This window comes from Mycolicibacter longobardus (genome assembly GCF_002102265.1).
GTDB lineage: Bacteria > Actinomycetota > Actinomycetes > Mycobacteriales > Mycobacteriaceae > Mycobacterium > Mycobacterium longobardum.
In genome coordinates, this window is sequence record NZ_LQPG01000019.1 from 102,667 (window position 1) to 118,635 (window position 15,969).

General features: G+C 67.0%; 14 protein-coding genes. 9 read left to right on the plus strand and 5 right to left on the minus strand.

Annotated elements, in window-relative coordinates:
• Positions 1 to 9: 9 nt before the first annotated feature.
• Entirely contained in the window at positions 10 to 822 is an 813-nt protein-coding gene (locus tag AWC16_RS11315) for a class I SAM-dependent methyltransferase (RefSeq protein WP_234812222.1), read from the minus strand.
• 46 nt (positions 823 to 868) lie between these two features.
• Positions 869 to 2,593, minus strand: a complete 1,725-nt coding sequence (locus AWC16_RS11320) for an N-acyl-D-amino-acid deacylase family protein (RefSeq protein WP_085264839.1) — start codon at positions 2,591 to 2,593, stop codon at positions 869 to 871.
• 45 nt (positions 2,594 to 2,638) lie between these two features.
• On the opposite strand from AWC16_RS11320, the gene AWC16_RS11325 reads away from it, so the two are divergent.
• Genes AWC16_RS11325 through AWC16_RS11340 form a run of 4 tightly spaced genes read left to right on the plus strand, consistent with a single transcriptional unit; the run spans position 2,639 to position 5,977 of the window.
• Positions 2,639 to 3,016 (plus strand): VOC family protein, encoded by a 378-nt coding sequence (locus AWC16_RS11325; protein WP_085264840.1) that lies wholly within the window; start codon positions 2,639 to 2,641, stop codon positions 3,014 to 3,016.
• Between the two features lie 11 nt (positions 3,017 to 3,027).
• Complete coding sequence (locus AWC16_RS11330; RefSeq protein WP_085264841.1) at positions 3,028 to 3,570, plus strand: mycothiol transferase; 543 nt, start codon at positions 3,028 to 3,030, stop codon at positions 3,568 to 3,570.
• Between the two features lie 53 nt (positions 3,571 to 3,623).
• On the plus strand, positions 3,624 to 5,147 hold the full coding sequence (locus tag AWC16_RS11335; protein ID WP_085264842.1) for an aldehyde dehydrogenase family protein: 1,524 nt from the start codon (positions 3,624 to 3,626) through the stop codon (positions 5,145 to 5,147).
• Complete coding sequence (locus AWC16_RS11340) at positions 5,147 to 5,977, plus strand: hypothetical protein (protein WP_085264843.1); 831 nt, start codon at positions 5,147 to 5,149, stop codon at positions 5,975 to 5,977. The genes AWC16_RS11335 and AWC16_RS11340 overlap by 1 nt, the downstream gene beginning before the upstream one ends.
• Positions 5,978 to 5,990: 13 nt before the next feature.
• On the opposite strand, the gene AWC16_RS11345 is transcribed toward AWC16_RS11340, so the two are convergent.
• Entirely contained in the window at positions 5,991 to 8,024 is a 2,034-nt protein-coding gene (locus AWC16_RS11345; protein ID WP_085264844.1) for a prolyl oligopeptidase family serine peptidase, read from the minus strand.
• A 65-nt stretch (positions 8,025 to 8,089) separates the two neighbouring features.
• Between AWC16_RS11345 and adh the strand changes: the two genes are divergently transcribed.
• From adh to lpdA, 5 genes are all read left to right on the plus strand, one after another.
• The gene (gene adh, locus AWC16_RS11350; protein ID WP_085264845.1) at positions 8,090 to 9,613 is read left to right on the plus strand and encodes an aldehyde dehydrogenase; all 1,524 of its coding nucleotides are present in this window, start codon (positions 8,090 to 8,092) and stop codon (positions 9,611 to 9,613) included.
• Positions 9,613 to 10,014: a DUF779 domain-containing protein gene (locus tag AWC16_RS11355; RefSeq protein WP_085264846.1), complete on the plus strand. Its 402-nt coding sequence runs from the start codon at positions 9,613 to 9,615 to the stop codon at positions 10,012 to 10,014. Before adh ends, AWC16_RS11355 begins: the two co-directional genes overlap by 1 nt.
• Before the next feature lie 29 nt (positions 10,015 to 10,043).
• Positions 10,044 to 10,322 carry a putative holin gene (locus tag AWC16_RS11360; RefSeq protein ID WP_085264847.1) on the plus strand — a complete coding sequence of 93 codons (279 nt, stop codon included), beginning with the start codon at positions 10,044 to 10,046 and terminating at the stop codon, positions 10,320 to 10,322.
• Positions 10,315 to 10,869, plus strand: coding sequence for a hypothetical protein (locus AWC16_RS11365; RefSeq protein WP_085264848.1), 555 nt, complete (start codon positions 10,315 to 10,317; stop codon positions 10,867 to 10,869). Before AWC16_RS11360 ends, AWC16_RS11365 begins: the two co-directional genes overlap by 8 nt.
• 318 nt (positions 10,870 to 11,187) lie before the next feature.
• The gene (lpdA, locus tag AWC16_RS11370; RefSeq protein WP_085264849.1) at positions 11,188 to 12,582 is read left to right on the plus strand and encodes a dihydrolipoyl dehydrogenase; all 1,395 of its coding nucleotides are present in this window, start codon (positions 11,188 to 11,190) and stop codon (positions 12,580 to 12,582) included.
• 15 nt (positions 12,583 to 12,597) lie between these two features.
• Here the strand turns inward: lpdA and AWC16_RS11375 are convergent, their stop codons facing one another.
• Together AWC16_RS11375 and AWC16_RS11380 are read right to left on the minus strand one after the other, a co-directional pair.
• Positions 12,598 to 15,507: an MMPL/RND family transporter gene (locus AWC16_RS11375; protein WP_085264850.1), complete on the minus strand. Its 2,910-nt coding sequence runs from the start codon at positions 15,505 to 15,507 to the stop codon at positions 12,598 to 12,600.
• The gene (locus AWC16_RS11380; RefSeq protein ID WP_085264851.1) at positions 15,504 to 15,929 is read right to left on the minus strand and encodes an MmpS family transport accessory protein; all 426 of its coding nucleotides are present in this window, start codon (positions 15,927 to 15,929) and stop codon (positions 15,504 to 15,506) included. Before AWC16_RS11380 ends, AWC16_RS11375 begins: the two co-directional genes overlap by 4 nt.
• Between the last annotated feature and the right edge of the window lie 40 nt (positions 15,930 to 15,969).

Here is a 15,969-nt window from a genome sequence, read left to right on the forward strand (position 1 = left end):
TCCGGGTGGTCAGACCCGGCACAGGATCTGGCTGTGCGGGATCATCAGCCAGCCGTCCGGGTGATCCGCCCAGTCCCGCCAGGCCTGCGAAATCACCTGCAGCTTGGCCTGATCGGCGGCGCCGCTGTCCCGCAGCTGTTCGGCGATGGCGGATTGCAGGATGCGGTCGGCCCACATGCCGCCCCAGTGCTCCCGGTCGGCCGGCGTGGCGAAACACGACGCGCTCGCCGTTGGGGTGACGTCGGTGAAACCGGCCGCGTGCGCCCAGGCCAGCAGATACCGGCCCGCGTCGGGTTCGCCGCCGTTGGCCCGCGCGGCGTCGCGGTAGAGCCGCAGCCAGTCGTCCAACTCCGCCGATGCCGGATACCAGGTGAACGCGGCGTAGTCGCTGTCGCGGACGGCCACCACGCCGCCGGGCTTGCACACCCGGCGCATCTCGGTCAGCGCGGTCACCGGGTCGGCAACGTGCTGCAGCACCTGATGGGCATGCACCACGTCAAAGCTGTTGTCGGGGAACTGCAATGCGTGCACGTCGGCGACCACGAAGTCGATGTTGTCCTGCCCTCGCTCGCGTGCGCAGGCACGCGCCAGCTCCAGTGCCTCGGGCACCGGCTCGACCGCGGTCACCCGGCCTGGCGCGACGATGCCGGCCAGATCCGCGGTGATGGTTCCGGGGCCGCAGCCGACGTCCAGCAACTCCAAACCCGGTGCCAGCGACGACAGCAGATAGGGCGCGGAGTTCTGCGCCGTGCGGGCACGGTGGGCGCGCAGCACCGACTCGTGATGGCCGTGGGTGTATTTGGGCTCTGCGGGCTCAGTCACATCGGAAAACGGTACTCGCCGAGTCAGCCGCCCGACGGCTGAAAACTCAGGCCGGGGCGGGTTGGCGGCCGCGCACCAGCCTGCCGGGACGGGCGGCGGTGGGTTTGCCGTTCTCCGCGATGATCTCGCCGGAGACGATTGTCGCCACATAGCCGTCGGCGGTCTGATCGAGCCGGCGCCCACCGGCCGGCAGGTCGTAGGTGACCACCGGTTTGTGCAGGCGCAGGTTCTGGTGGTCGATCACGTTGAGGTCCGCCTTGTAGCCGACCGCGATACGGCCCCGGTCTTCGAGCCCGGCGACCCGGGCCGGGGTCGACGTCAGTTCCCGGACCGCCTCGGCGACGCTGAGCCGGTCGGAGGCGCGGTCACGGGCCCAATGGGTCAGCACATAGGTGGGAAAGCTTGAGTCGCAGATCATCCCGTAGTGAGCACCGCCGTCACCCAGCCCGAGCACCACGTCGTCTCGGCGCATCAGGGTCCCGGCGGTGTCCAGTGAGTTGTTCTCGAAGTTGGCCAGCGCGTTGAGCAGGATCGCATGCCCGTCGTCGTCGAGCAGCCGGTCATAGGCCTCTTCCTCCGGGGAGACACCTCGAGCCCTGGCCCGCGCCGCAATGCTTTTCGAGGGATCCGGTTCGTAGTCCGGGTCATCGCCGAGCGGGAAGGTCCAGTCCCAGGACTGGGCGAGATAGGCGATCGGGTTGGTCGGCACGACGCTGGGCCGGTCGGCCAGAATCCGCTGCCGCACCTCAGGTCTGCGCATCTCGGCGACTCGCTCGGCCAGCGGCAGGTGCGTGATCGGCTGGTAGCTCGGGTACAGCACGAACGGATGGATGCTCAGGTCCAGCCCGGCCATGAGTCCGATCGGTCGCGGGAAGACCTGCGCGGTGACGGTGGCGCCGGAGCTGTTGGCCTTCTCCAGCATGGCGATCGCGTCCGGCCAGATCGATTCACCGGCGTTGCCGATCAGCAAAGTGAAGGTGACCGACAGTCCGGCATCGGTGGCCGCGTCGAAAACCTGCTGCAGCACCGGCTGATACGAACGATCCGGGAGGTCCGGGACGAACTGGACCAGGCCGCCACCGCCGTCGGCGATGCCGCGACCGATCTCGAGGATCTCGCTGTACTCGGCGTTATAGCTGGGTATCTGCGAGCCGGCCCAGGTGCGATGGGTGACCAGCCGCGACGACGAGAAGCCCAGTGCCCCGGCCTCGGCCGCCTCCCGGGCCAGCCTGCGCATGTGCGCCAGATCCGCGGGTGTGGCCGGCTCGCGGTCAATACCGCGTTGCCCCATCACGTAGACGCGCAGCGGCGAATGCGGCAGGAACGCCGCCACATCGATATCCCGTTGCCGCATATCGACGGCATCCATGAACTGCGGGAACGTCTCCCAGGTCCACGGCAGTCCGTCGGTCATCACCACGCCGGGAATGTCTTCGACGCCGGCCATCAGGTCCACCAGCACGTCGTGGTCCGCCATCCGGCACGGCGCGAAACCCACCCCGCAGTTGCCCATCAACGCGGTCGTCACCCCGTGAGCCGAGGAGGGATTGAGGCGATCCGACCAGATCGACTGCCCGTCATAGTGGGTGTGCAGGTCGACGAAACCCGGTGTCACCAGCAGTCCGGTCGCATCGATCACGTGCTGGGCGTCTCCGGAAACCCGGCCGACCTCGACGATGACGCCGTCGCGGACCCCGACATCGCCGGTGTAGGGCTGCCCACCCAATCCGTCGACAATCGTGCCGTTGCGGACCGCGAGGTCGAGGCTCATCTAGTCAATCTACGACCGTCTCGGTACTCATGCCAGGATGTTTCCGTGATCGACCACTTGGGCATCAATTGCGCCGACTACGGCAGATCGCAGGAGTTCTACGACGCGGTGCTCGGCGTCCTGGGCTACACCCGGCAGTTGGATGTCGGCGTGGCCATCGGCTACGGGCGTGACGGAAAGCCGACGTTCTGGATCGCCGACGCCACCGCGGGCGACGCCTCGGGGCCCAACCGCGAGGTTCACGTCGCGTTCAGCGCGGCCGACCATGAGCAGGTCCGGGCGTTCTACGACACCGCCGTGCAGGTCGGTGCCGAGTCGCTGCACGCGCCGCGGTTCTGGCCCGAATACCACCCGGGCTACTTCGGCGCCTTCGTCCGTGATCCGGACGGCAACAACGTCGAGGCGGTCTGTCACCAGGCGTAGCGTCGGGCGGTATGACGGGCACCGAGACTGCCGCAACCGCCGCGCTGCGGGATCTGCTCCGGGACGCGTTCACCCGGTTGGTCGAACACGCCGACGAACTCACCGACGGGCTGACCGATGAGGTGGCCAACTATCGGCCCACGGCGCAGGCCAACAGCATCGCGTGGCTGCTCTGGCACAGCGCGCGGGTGCAGGACATCCAAGTGGCCGACGTCGCCGGCGTCGAACAGGTGTGGACTCGCGACGGCTGGGTGGACCGGTTCGGTCTGGACCTGCCGCGTGATGACAGCGGATACGGCCACACCGCGGCCGATGTCGCCAAGGTCCGGGCTCCGGCGCAACTGCTGGCGGGCTACTACCGCGGTGTCCATCAGCTGACGCTGGCCTACCTGGACGGCATCACCGGCGAGGAGCTGGCCCGGGTCGTCGACACCCATTGGGATCCGCCGGTGACGGCGGGCGTGCGGCTGGTCAGCATCATCGACGACTGCGCCCAGCATCTGGGCCAGGCCGCATACCTGCGGGGCCTGAAGGTGGAAGCACCCCAGACTTGACACCTGTCGAGGCCCGGTGCGACCGGGATCACAGCCCGGACTAGCATGGCGCCATGACCACCACGAACTCAGCCGCCACGGCTTTCTCCGGCACCGGCACCGTGCTCAACCCCGCCAGCGGGGAGGTTGCCGGTGAGGTCCGTTGGACGGATCCGTCCGACGTGCAATCCATCGCCACCGGGCTGCGCGCCGCCCAGCGGGAATGGGAGCGGCGCGGCGCCAAGGGCCGCGCCAAGGCGCTGGCCCGTTACGCGGTGTGGCTGGGCGACAACCGCGAGGAGATCGAGAAGCTGCTGATCGCCGAGACCGGCAAATCCAGCACCGACGCCGCCCAAGAGGTGCCGTTGCTGATCATGATCCTGTCGTACGTGATCAAGGTGATGGACAAGGCGGTGGCCCCGGAGATCCGGCCGGCGTCGCTGCCACTGATGCGGGTCAAGAAGATCGCCATCCACTACCGTCCGCGGCCGGTGGTCGGCGTGATCGCACCGTGGAACTACCCGGTGGCCAACGCGTTGATGGATGCGATCGGCGCATTGGCCGCCGGCTGCGCGGTCCTGCTCAAGCCGTCCGAGCAGACCCCGCTCACCGCGGAACTGCTGCGCCACGGCTGGCAGCAGTCGGGTGGCCCGGACGTCTTCGCCGTGGTTCAGGGCGCACGCGAGGTGGCCGAGGCGGTGATCGACAACGCCGATTACGTGCAGTTCACCGGCTCCACCGCCACCGGCCGCAAGGTCGCAGAGCGGGCCGCGCAACGCCTGGTGCCGGTCAGCCTCGAGCTGGGCGGCAAAGACCCGATGATCGTGTGCGAGGACGCCGACATCGACCTGGCCGCGCACGCCGCGGTGTGGGGGGCGATGTTCAACGCCGGACAGACCTGCGTGTCGGTTGAGCGGGTGTATGTGCTCGAGTCCGTCTACGACAAGTTCGTCGCCGCGGTCGTCCGCGATGTGGAGGCCCTGCAGATGGGCGCCGGTGAGGGCAAGCACTTCGGGGCGCTGATCAGCGACCAGCAGCTGGCCATCACCGAACGGCACGTCAAAGAGGCGGTCGCTGCCGGGGCGCGGGCGCTGACCGGCGGTCGCCGCGCCGCGGGTCCGGGCAGCTTCTACGAGCCCACGGTGCTGGTCGACGTCGACCACTCGATGTCCTGTATGACCGAGGAGACCTTCGGGCCGACCCTGCCGATCATGAAGGTCGCCAGTGTCGAGGAGGCGATCCGACTCGCCAACGACAGCGTCTACGGGCTGAGTGCCTCGGTGTTCTCCCGCGATGTCTCACGGGCCAAAGACATTGCACTCCAATTGGACTGCGGGGCGGTCAACGTCAACGACGTGATCTCCAACCTGATGTGCACGTCGGCGCCGATGGGCGGCTGGAAGACGTCGGGTATCGGGGCGCGCTTCGGCGGCGAGGACGGGATCCGCAAGTTCTGCCGGCAGGAGACCGTGGTCGCGCCGCGCACCAACCTCGGCGCCGGCGGGAACTTCTACAACAACTCGCTCAAGACACTGGCCCGGACCAACCGGATGGTCACCCGGATGGCACTGGCGCGACCACGCCGCACCGCGAAATAGTGCGCGTCTTCACGGCGACGCTGTTCTGGTTGCTAGCCACCGTCAGCCTGGCGGTGGCGCTGCCGACGGCGTGGGCGCAGACCAACCTCATCGATGCCGACGGCTACGCGCGGCTGGCGGAGCGGGCTGCGGCTCAACCTGCTCTGCAGGACGCGGTTGCGGCCGAACTCAGCTCCCAGACCGTGCAGCTGATCCGCGCCGCCGGTTTCGGCATCGACCCGTCGGAGGTGCGGGAGGCCGCCCGCGAATACACCGCCGGGCCGTCCTTCCCACCGCAGTTCGTGAAGGTCAACCGGGAGGGGCACGCGTGGCTGTTGAACGTCGGCGACCCCGGCCCGTGGGAGATCGACGTGGCGCCGATGCTGCGAGACCAGGCGTTTGCCGAACTGCTCTCCATCTACCCGGTGACGTTGCCGGCGTCGCTCACCGTGCCGCTGACGTCGACGTCCACCGAGGTGATGCGTCCCGACGGGCTACACCGGCTGGCGGTGTGGGGGCCCCTGCTGAGTATGGTGCTGGCCGCGCTGGCCGGCTTGTGCGCCGTTCTGACCCTCGTCGCGGCGCGGCACCGCGGCCGGGCCTTGGCGAGTCTGGGTGTTTCGGCGCTGTTGGTGGGCGCGGCGGGGTGGTCGGCGATCGAAGTGGCGCGACGCTACCTCAACCATGTGCTCAACCAGGCGACCGGCGACATCCGCCGGATCGCCGGTGCCCTGGTGGACGTGGCCGAAGGCAGTCTGCATCTCTGGCTCAACCTCACGCTGGCGGCCGGGGCGGTGTTGGTGCTGGTGGGGGTGGGTGTCGCGCTGCTGGGTGGGTTGCGTAAGTCCTGACCGGTCCCCGCGGTCAGCCCAGCATCCGCCATAGGAACGAGAAGCTCAGCGCGGACTTGAACGCCGCCTGCGCGTTGTCCGCCGCCCCGCCGTGCCCGCCCTCGATGTTCTCGTAGTACCAGACCCGGTGCCCGGCTTCCTGCAGCGCCGCGGTCATCTTGCGGGCATGCCCCGGATGCACCCGGTCATCGCGGGTGGAGGTGGTGATCAGCACCGGCGGGTATTGCTCATCGGCCGAAATATTCTGGTACGGCGAATATTTGCTGATGAACTCCCAGTCGTCCGGGTTGTCCGGGTCGCCGTACTCGGCCACCCAGGATGCCCCGGCCAGCAGCAGGTGGTAGCGCCGCATGTCCAACAGCGGCACCTGGCAGACCAGCGCACCGAACAACTGCGGATACGCGGTGAGCATGATGCCCATCAGCAGACCGCCGTTGCTGCCCCCCACCGCGCCGAGCTGTGCCACGTCGGTGATGGCCCGATCCGCCAGATCGGCGGCCACCGCGGCGAAATCCTCTGCCACCAGGTGTCTTCCGGCGCGCATCGCCTGGGTGTGCCAACCCGGCCCGTACTCACCGCCGCCGCGGATATTGGCCAGTACGTAGGTTCCCCCGCGCTCCAGCCACAGCCGGCCCAGCACACCGTCGTAGCCGGGGGTGCGCGCCACCTCGAATCCGCCGTAGCCGCCCAGCAGTGTCGGGCCGGTCGCACCGGCCGGGCGCACCACGAAGTAGGGGATCGCGGTGCCGTCTTTCGACGTGGCGAAGTGCTGGGCGACCTCCAGGCCGTCGGTGTCGAAAAATGCCGGGGCGGACTTGATCTGTGTCAGCGGCCCGTCCACCGGACCGTGCAGCAACCGCGACGGACGGTCGAATCCGCTTGAGTCCAGGAAGATCTCGTCTCCGGTGTCGTCGGCGGCCGCGACCACGGTGTTGGTGTTCGCCGGCACCTCGGCGACCGGCCGTCGCTGCCAGCTACCCGGCGTGACCACCTCCACCCGGCTGGCCACATCGTGCAGGGTGACCAGGACCAGCCGGTCGCGGGTCCAGGCGTAGTGATGCAGTGCGGTGTGGGCGTCGGGTTCGAATACAACGCTTAATGTCGCTGTTCCATCAAGGAATTCGTCGTAGTCGGCGGCCAACAGGGAGCCGGTCCGATACGACGCGGTGCCGGTGTCCCAGTCGGTGCGCAGATCGATCAGGATCCACTGCCGGTGCACCGACACCGTGGCGTCGGTGGGCGCGTCGATGCGGATCAGCTCTTGGTGGCCGGGGCGGCCGCGCAGTTCGTAGACCTCATCGTTGAAGAAGTCGATGGCGCGCGACACCATGGTTCGTTCGAAGCCGGGAGTGCGATCGCAGCCCGCGGCCACCACCACATCGGTTGTCGCCCCGGCGAACACCGTCTCCGCCTGGATGAGATCCTGACCGCGCCGCCAGCGCTTCACCATCCGCGGGTACCCGGACTCGGTCAGCGAGTCGGCGCCGAAATCGGTACCCACCAGCACGGTGTCGGGGTCTTCCCAGCTGATCCGGGTCTTGGCCTCGGGCAGCTCGAATCCCAGCGCGTCGGGGCCGACGAATTCCCGTGTCGTCATGTCGAATTCACGCACCACCACGGCGTCCGAGCCGCCGCGGGACAGTGAGATCAGCGCCCGGGTGTGGTCGGGTTCGATGACGTTGGCGCCGCCCCACACCCAGTTGCAGTCGTCGGCTCGACTGACCTCGTCCAAGTCGATCAGCACATCCCAGTCGGGAGTGTCGGAACGGTAGCTGTCCAGCGTTGTGCGTCGCCACAGCCCGCGTGGGTTGGCGGCGTCGCGCCAGAAGTTGTAGAGGAACTCGCCGCGGCGACGCACGTATGGGATGCGGGCATCGGTGTCGAGCACCTCGAGGGCGGCTGCGCGCATCGCTTCGAAGTCGACCCCGGTGAGCTCATCCACCGTCGGCGCGTTCTGTGCACGCACCCAGCCGAGTGCGTCGTCGCCGGTGACGTCCTCCAGCCAGAGATACGGGTCCTCGAAGTCCTCAGCAGGCTGGGCAGGCATAGCAGTCATTGTGACCGCGACGGTAATGTGAGTTGAGTAACACCCATGGGTAAGGAGCAGCACCGATGACCGTTTTCGCACGTCCGGGTTCCGCAGACGCGCCGATGAGCTACGAGTCCCGCTACGGCAACTTCATCGGCGGGCAGTGGGTGGCGCCGGTCGGTGGCGAATACTTCGAGAACACCACGCCGGTCACCGGCCAGCCGTTCTGCGAGATCCCCCGCTCCACCGCGGCCGACATCGACCTTGCACTCGACGCCGCGCACGCAGCCGCGCCCGCGTGGGGCAGGACCTCTCCGGCCGATCGGGCGGAGATCCTCAACAAGATCGCCGACCGCATCGACATCCACCGCGAAGAGCTGGCGGTCGCCGAGGTGTGGGACAACGGCAAGCCGGTCCGGGAGACCCTGGCCGCCGACATCCCCTTGGCCGCGGACCATTTCCGCTACTTCGCGGCGGCGATCCGCACCCAGGAGGGCGCGCTGAGCCAGCTCGACAACGACACCGTCGCCTACCACTTCCACGAGCCGCTGGGCGTCGTCGGCCAGATCATCCCGTGGAACTTCCCGCTGTTGATGGCCGCCTGGAAACTGGCGCCGGCACTGGCCGCCGGCAACGCGGTGGTGCTCAAACCTGCCGAGCAGACTCCCGCGTCGATCCTGTTCCTGATGAGTCTGATCGGCGACCTGCTCCCGCCGGGTGTCGTCAACGTGGTCAACGGATTCGGCGTCGAGGCCGGCAAGCCGCTGGCGTCCAGCAACCGGATCGCCAAGATCGGCTTCACCGGCGAGACCACCACCGGGCGGCTGATCATGCAGTACGCCAGCCAGAACATCATCCCGGTCACCCTGGAACTGGGTGGCAAGAGCCCCAACATCTTCTTCTCCGACGTGCTGGCGGCCAACGACGACTTCCAGGACAAGGCTTTAGAGGGCTTTGCGGGATTCGCGCTCAACCAGGGCGAGGTATGCACCTGCCCGTCGCGGTCCCTGGTCCAGGCACCCATCTACGACGAGTTCTTGGAGCTGGCCGCTATCCGCACCAAGGCGATCCGGCAGGGCGACCCGCTGGACAGCACCACGATGATCGGGGCACAGGCCTCCAACGACCAACTGGAGAAGATCCTGTCCTACATCGAGATCGGCAAGGGGGAGGGCGCGAAGGTCATCACCGGCGGGGAGCGCGCCGAACTCGGCGGCGAGCTGTCCGGCGGCTACTACGTGCAGCCGACGATCTTCGCCGGCCACAACAAGATGCGGATCTTCCAGGAGGAGATCTTCGGTCCGGTGGTGTCGGTGACCTCGTTCACCGACTACGCCGACGCGATCGAGATCGCCAACGACACCCTCTACGGGCTGGCCGCCGGGGTGTGGAGCCGCGACGGCAACACCGCCTACCGGGCCGGCCGCGACATCCAGGCCGGACGGGTGTGGGTCAACTGCTACCACGCCTATCCCGCGCACGCCGCGTTCGGCGGCTACAAGCAGTCCGGTATCGGCCGCGAGAACCACAAGATGGTGCTCGACCACTACCAGCAGACCAAGAACCTGCTGGTGTCCTACTCCCAGACGGCGAACGGTTTGTTCTGATGGGCGCACCGGACCGGGTGCTGATCACCGACGCGGCTGCTGAGTTGGTGGCGCGCCTGGTCGCGCGTCACGGTCCGGTGATGTTCCATCAGTCCGGCGGCTGCTGCGACGGCTCGGCGCCGATGTGCTACCCCGACGGTGACTTCATCATCGGCGACCACGACGTGCTGCTCGGTGTGCTGGAGGTCTGCGGCGGGGTGCCGGTGTGGATCTCCGGGCCGCAGTTCGCCGCATGGAAACACACCCAGCTGATCATCGATGTGGTGCCCGGCCGCGGGGCCGGGTTCAGCCTGGAGGCGCCGGAAGGCATGCGGTTCCTGACCCGCGGGCGGGCCTTCACCGACGCCGAGAACGCTCTGCTGGAAACAGTCCCGGTGACCACCGGGTCGCTACCGCGCTGACCGGCGCGGTCGCCGTAAAATCTACTGGTGTGATTCCGCTGCCGCGCCCCTGGCTGTTGAGCAGCGCCATGCTGGTCGGAGTGGCGGTAGGCGTGCTGGCCGGGATCGGCCTGAGCCTGTTGATCACCGCGCCGCTGCGCCCGGACGCCGCGATCACGCTGGCACTCGGAGTGCCCAGCATCGCGGGGCTGGTGCTGGTGTTCGTCTCCTCACGCCGGGGGGTAACCGCCCTGGGTGCGTTCCTGCTCGCGATGGGGCTGGGCTGGTTCGGGGCGCTCGCCGCGATTCAGGTGGTGTCGGGTGTCTGAGACCACCGACACCGGAGCGCTGCCGATGACCGAGCCGCACTGGCCGCCGAGCTTCGACACCGGCCCGCACCCGACACCGCTGCCCGGCTCCGAGGCGATCGACGAGCCGTGCACCGCCGACGAGCCGGTTCTGGCGCCCGAGCCGGACAGCGACGACTCGAAGTCTCGATCATCGACGGCCAAGCACGCCAAGCCGCCCAAACCGATTGTCGTGTCGGGTCAATACCGGTTCCTGAAGTGGTGGCATCTGGCGCTGGTGCTGGCCGGGGTGTGGATCCCGGCGGTCGGGATCGGGCTGGGGTTGTTCACCTGGTGGTATTCGTCGGCAGACAAGACCCCGGCCGTCTTCGCCGTGTTGGTCTACGCGACCGTGTGTGTCGTCGCCGGGTTGATCGTGGCGATGGTGGGGGAGAAGCCGGTGCTGTCAGCGGTGGCGATCGCGCTGATGTCGGCGGTGTTCGCCTCCGCGGTCGCCGCGGCGCCGTTGTACGGTCACTACTTCTGCCAGCACGTGGACCGCTGTATCGGCGGAATCATCCCGTACTGAACTTGGTCGGGTGAGTTCACGACATGGGTGGAGGATCGGTCGCGGCACGGGTAGGTTCCCGCCCCCGGACGACAGGGTGTTTGCCCGGCTTCCAGCGACAATCCGCGTCATGCCTGTCTGCAATGGCAATCAATGGTTGCCCAGTGGGAATTTGGCGACGTGATACCGGCGTCAAAATCCCACTCACGGCCAGCGCACCTGTGATCAGTATCCGGCCGTTGTCGCTGTGAGCCGGGCACAACACCACATGGTTCTGAGTCTGATCGACGTTCCCACCGCCACTGCCCGTGGCCCGCGCGGCCCGGATAGGGTAGGCGGGTGACCCACTTTGACGTCGTCGTCCTCGGAGCCGGCCCCGGCGGGTATGTCGCGGCCATTCGCGCCGCCCAGCTGGGCTTGAACACCGCCATCATCGAGCCGAAATACTGGGGCGGGGTCTGTCTCAACGTCGGCTGTATTCCCTCGAAAGCGCTGCTGCGCAACGCCGAGCTGGCGCACATCTTCAACCGCGAGGCCGACATGTTCGGGATCAGCGGCACGGCCACCTTCGACTACGGCGCGGCGTTCGACCGCAGCCGCAAGGTCGCCGAGGGCCGGGTTGCCGGCGTGCACTTCCTGATGAAGAAGAACAAGATCACCGAGATCCACGGCTACGGGCGGTTCACCGACGCCCACACGCTGGCCGTCGAACTCAACGAGGGTGGAACCGAGACCGTCACCTTCACCAACGCGATCATCGCCACCGGGTCCAGCACCCGGCTGGTGCCGGGCACGTCGCTCTCGGACAACGTCGTCACCTACGAACAACTGATCCTGAGCCGGGAACTGCCGAAATCGATCATCATCGCCGGCGCCGGGGCCATCGGCATGGAGTTCTCCTACGTGCTGGCCAACTACGGCGTGGACGTCACTGTGGTGGAGTTCCTGCCCCGAGCGCTGCCCAACGAGGACGCCGACGTGTCCAAGGAGATCGAGAAGCAGTTCAAGAAGCTGGGCGTCAAAGTCCGCACCGGCACCAAGGTGGAAAGCATCACCGATGACGGCTCGACGGTGTCGGTCGTGGTCAGCAAGGACGGCCAGACCGAGACGCTGCAGGCCGACAAAGTGTTGCAGGCCATCGGTTTTGCCCCCAACGTCGACGGCTACGGCCTGGAGGCTGCCGGTGTGGCGCTCACTGAGCGCCGCGCCATCGGCGTCGAGGAGTACATGCGGACCTCGGTGCCGCACATCTATGCCATCGGTGATGTCACCGGCCTGCTGCAGCTGGCGCACGTTGCTGAGGCGCAGGCCGTGGTGGCCGCCGAGACCATCGCCGGGGCCGAGACCATGTCGCTGGGCGACTACCGGATGATGCCGCGGGCCACGTTCTGCCAGCCGCAGGTGGCCAGCTTCGGGCTCACCGAGGAGCAGGCCAAGGCCGAGGGCTACGACGTGAAGGTGGTCAAGTTCCCGTTCACCGCCAACGGCAAGGCGCACGGGGTGGGCGACCCGAGCGGTTTCGTGAAGCTGATCGCCGACGCCAAATACGGCGAGCTGATCGGCGGGCACCTGGTAGGCCACGATGTGTCCGAGCTGCTGCCGGAACTCACCCTGGCGCAGAAGTGGGACCTGACCGCCAACGAACTGGCCCGCAACGTGCACACCCACCCGACCATGTCCGAGGCGCTGCAGGAGTGCTTCCACGGCCTGACCGGCCACATGATCAACTTCTGAGCCGGGTCCGACGCGTCAGGCGTGCACCTGCTCACGGTCCCGCTGGACGGGCCGCGGCCAGGGCCGCGGCCAGGGCTGCGGAACCGGCCGCGGACGCACCACCTGCGGCCACCAGAACCAGCGCCCGAGCAGGGTGGCGACCGACGGCGTCATCAGCGACCGGACGATCAGGGTGTCGAAGAGCAGGCCCAACCCGATGGTCGTGCCGACCTGGCCGATCACGATCAACGCACTGACCGCCATGGAGGCCATGGTGAAGGCGAACACCAGGCCCGCGGCCGTGACCACGGCACCGGTGCCGACCATGGCGCGAATCAGCCCGGTGTGCAGGCCCGCGTGGATCTCCTCCTTGATGCGCGAGACCAGCAACAGGTTGTAGTCCGCACCGACGGCGAGCAGCACGATGACCGACATCGGCAGCACCATCCAGTGCAGCGGGATACCCACGAGGTGTTGCCAGAGCAGGACTGAGAGGCCGAACGCCGAACCGAGACTGAGCACCACCGTGCCGACGATCACCGTCGCGGCGACCACGGCGCGGGTGAGCACCATCATGATGATGAAGATCAGAATCAGTGCGGCCGTCGCAACGATCAACAAGTCGTAGTTGGCGCCCTGCTGCATGTCGTAGAACATCGCCGCACTGCCGCCCAGGTAGATCCTGGCTCCCTCGAACGGTGTTCCCTTGATCGCATCGGCCGCCGCGACCTTGAGCGATTCGATGCGCGATATTCCCTCGGGCGTCAACGGGTCACCCTGGTGAATGATGGTGAACCGCACCGCATGACCGTCCGGCGACATGAACAGCTTGATGCCGCGCTTGAAGTCGGCGGTGTCGAAGGCTTCCGGCGGGAGGTAGAACGAATCGTCGTTCTTGGCGGCGTCGAACGCCTCGCCCATGGCCGTCGAGTTCTCCTGCATCGCCATGTTCTGGTCCTGCTGAGCCTTCTGCACCTGGTACTGGTTGAGCAACGTCTGCTTCTGGTTCTTCATCGACTGGATCTGCGCCGGCATCACCGCGACCATCCGCGGCATCAGCTCGGCCATGCGCTGCATGTCGGGCACGATCTCATCGAAGTCGGCAGACATGGTGTCGACACCGTCCAGGGCATCGAAGATCGACCGCAAAGACCAGCAGATGGGGATGTCGAAGCAGTGCGGCTCCCAGTAGAAGTAGTTGCGGAACACCCGGAAGAAATCGTCGAAATCGGCCATATGGTTGCGCATTTCGCCGATGTCGACTGCCGTGTTCGACATCTTGTCGGCCATCCGCTGCGACACTTCGGCCAGGTCCTGCTGGATGCTCATCATCTCGGTCATCGAGTCGATGCTGGCCTGCAGATCGTCGGCCTGCTTGAGCAGGTTCTCCAGGTTGGTCTGCATGTAGTCGTTGTTCATCAACTGGGCGGTGCCGCTCTGGCCGAGTGTGTACGGGATCGTCGAATGCTTGACCGGATCCCCGTCGGGGCGGGTGATGGTCTGCACCTGGGCGATGCCGTGCACGTGCTTGAGAGCTTTGGCGATCTTGTCGATCACCAGGAAGTCCGCCGGGTTGCGCAGATCCCGGTCGGTTTCGACCATCATCAGGTCCGGGTTCATCTTCGCCTGGGAGAAGTGCCGGAACGCCGCCGAGTAACCCACGTTCGCCGCAACGTCATCGGGCAGGTAGATGCGGTCGTTGTAGCTGGTGTGGTAGCCGGGCAGCGCGAGCAGGCCGATCAGCGCCGCCGCGACGGCGGCCACCAGGATCGCCCCGGGCCAGCGAACGGTGGCGGTACCGACCCGGTGCCACCCGGTCGACCGGGTGACGCGCTTGGGCTCCAGCACGCGACCGAAGCGACTGCACACCGAGATGACTGCCGGCCCCAGGGTCAAGGCCGCGGCGACCACGATCACCATGCCGATCGACAGCGGGAAGCCCATCGTCTGGAAGTACGGCAGCCGGGTGAAGTGCAGACAGAACGTGGCCCCGGCAATGGTCAGTCCGGAGGCCAACACCACGTGCGCGGTTCCGTGGAACATGCTGTAGTACGCGGTTTCTCGGTCCTCACCGGCTTTGCGCGCCTCCTGATATCGGCCGATCAGGAAGATCGCGTAGTCGGTGGAGGCGGCGATGGCCAACGTCACCAGCATGTTGGTCGCGAAGGTCGTCAGGCCGAACAGATTATGAAATCCCAGGAATGCCACCAGTCCTCGGGCAGCCGACAGCTCGAGCACGACCATCAGCAGCACGATCAGGGTGGAGATGACGGATCGGTACACCCCCAACAACATCACCGTGATGACGGCGAAGGTGAGCATTTCGATGGTTTCCATGCTCTTGTCGCCGACGTGGTTCTGGTCGGAACTTGTTGCCGCCGGCCCGGTGACATAGGCCTTCACGCCGGCGGGAGCGGGGAGATCGGATGCGATCTGGCGTACCGCGTCCACTGACTCGTTGGCCAGCGTCTCCCCCTGGTCGCCGGCGATGTAGACCTGAACGTAGGCAGCCTTGCCGTCGGCGCTCTGGGCGCCCTTGGCAGTCAGCGTGTCGCCCCAGAAATCTTGGACGTGCTGCACGTGGGCGGTGTCGGCGCGCAGATCGCGCACCATGCGGTCATAGAACTCGTGCGCCTGCGCGCCCAGCGGCTCCTCGCCTTCGAGCACGATCATCACCGAGCTGGAAGTGTCGTACTCCTGGAACACCTTTCCGACGCGCTTGGTGGCGATCATCGACGGTGCGTCGTTGGGGCTCATCGACACCGCGCGTAGCTTGCCGACTTCCTCAAGCTGCGGGACGACGATATTCAGCACGGCGATAAGGGCGATCCACGCCAGGATGATCGGCACCGCAAACTTGCGGATGAATCGGGGTATTCCCGGGCGCTCGGCGCGGCGTGCCGCCGGAATCGTCTCGGTCGGCGCGTCGTCCGTCGGCGCGGTCATGCTGCCTTCACAAAGCAGTAGGTCTCGGCATTCACTCCGGTAGCCGTCCGTTCTTGTTTGATCTCGTCATCGACGGTCACCCGGCAGCTGATGCTGTCGCCGTCGCCCTGGGCCAAGATGTTGGGCATCACCGAGGGCAAGGTGGTCTGCAGCGTCAACGTCCACGGCAGAACCGCGTCGGTGACGCGCTGAGGCTTTCCTTCGAGGTCCATGTAGTTGATGACGGCTGTGGCGCCGGAGCCGAAGACCTCATAGGTCACGAACTTGGGGTTGAAGTCCTCCGCGTTGTCCGAGGACAAGTCGGTCACCACGACGGGATGCGCGCCGAACACCGTCCGCAGGTTCGCAACCGTCGCGGCGCCCGCGGCGACGGCGACGACGATCAACGCCGGCAGCCACACCCGCCTAATCAGCCTGGTCATCGCCACCTTCCCGGCGTTGGCCCGGGTCGGCCACCGCTGC

Excerpts from the sequence above, each read along its gene's own strand:
- AWC16_RS11320 (WP_085264839.1), bottom strand. The coding sequence starts at position 2,593 with ATGAGCCTCGACCTCGCGGTCCGCAACGGCACGATTGTCGACGGATTG.
- AWC16_RS11330 (WP_085264841.1), top strand. The coding sequence starts at position 3,028 with ATGACGGGCACCGAGACTGCCGCAACCGCCGCGCTGCGGGATCTGCTC.
- AWC16_RS11335 (WP_085264842.1), top strand. The coding sequence starts at position 3,624 with ATGACCACCACGAACTCAGCCGCCACGGCTTTCTCCGGCACCGGCACC.
- AWC16_RS11345 (WP_085264844.1), bottom strand. The coding sequence starts at position 8,024 with ATGCCTGCCCAGCCTGCTGAGGACTTCGAGGACCCGTATCTCTGGCTG.
- adh (WP_085264845.1), top strand. The coding sequence starts at position 8,090 with ATGACCGTTTTCGCACGTCCGGGTTCCGCAGACGCGCCGATGAGCTAC.
- AWC16_RS11355 (WP_085264846.1), top strand. The coding sequence starts at position 9,613 with ATGGGCGCACCGGACCGGGTGCTGATCACCGACGCGGCTGCTGAGTTG.
- AWC16_RS11375 (WP_085264850.1), bottom strand. The coding sequence starts at position 15,507 with ATGACCGCGCCGACGGACGACGCGCCGACCGAGACGATTCCGGCGGCA.
- AWC16_RS11380 (WP_085264851.1), bottom strand. The coding sequence starts at position 15,929 with ATGACCAGGCTGATTAGGCGGGTGTGGCTGCCGGCGTTGATCGTCGTC.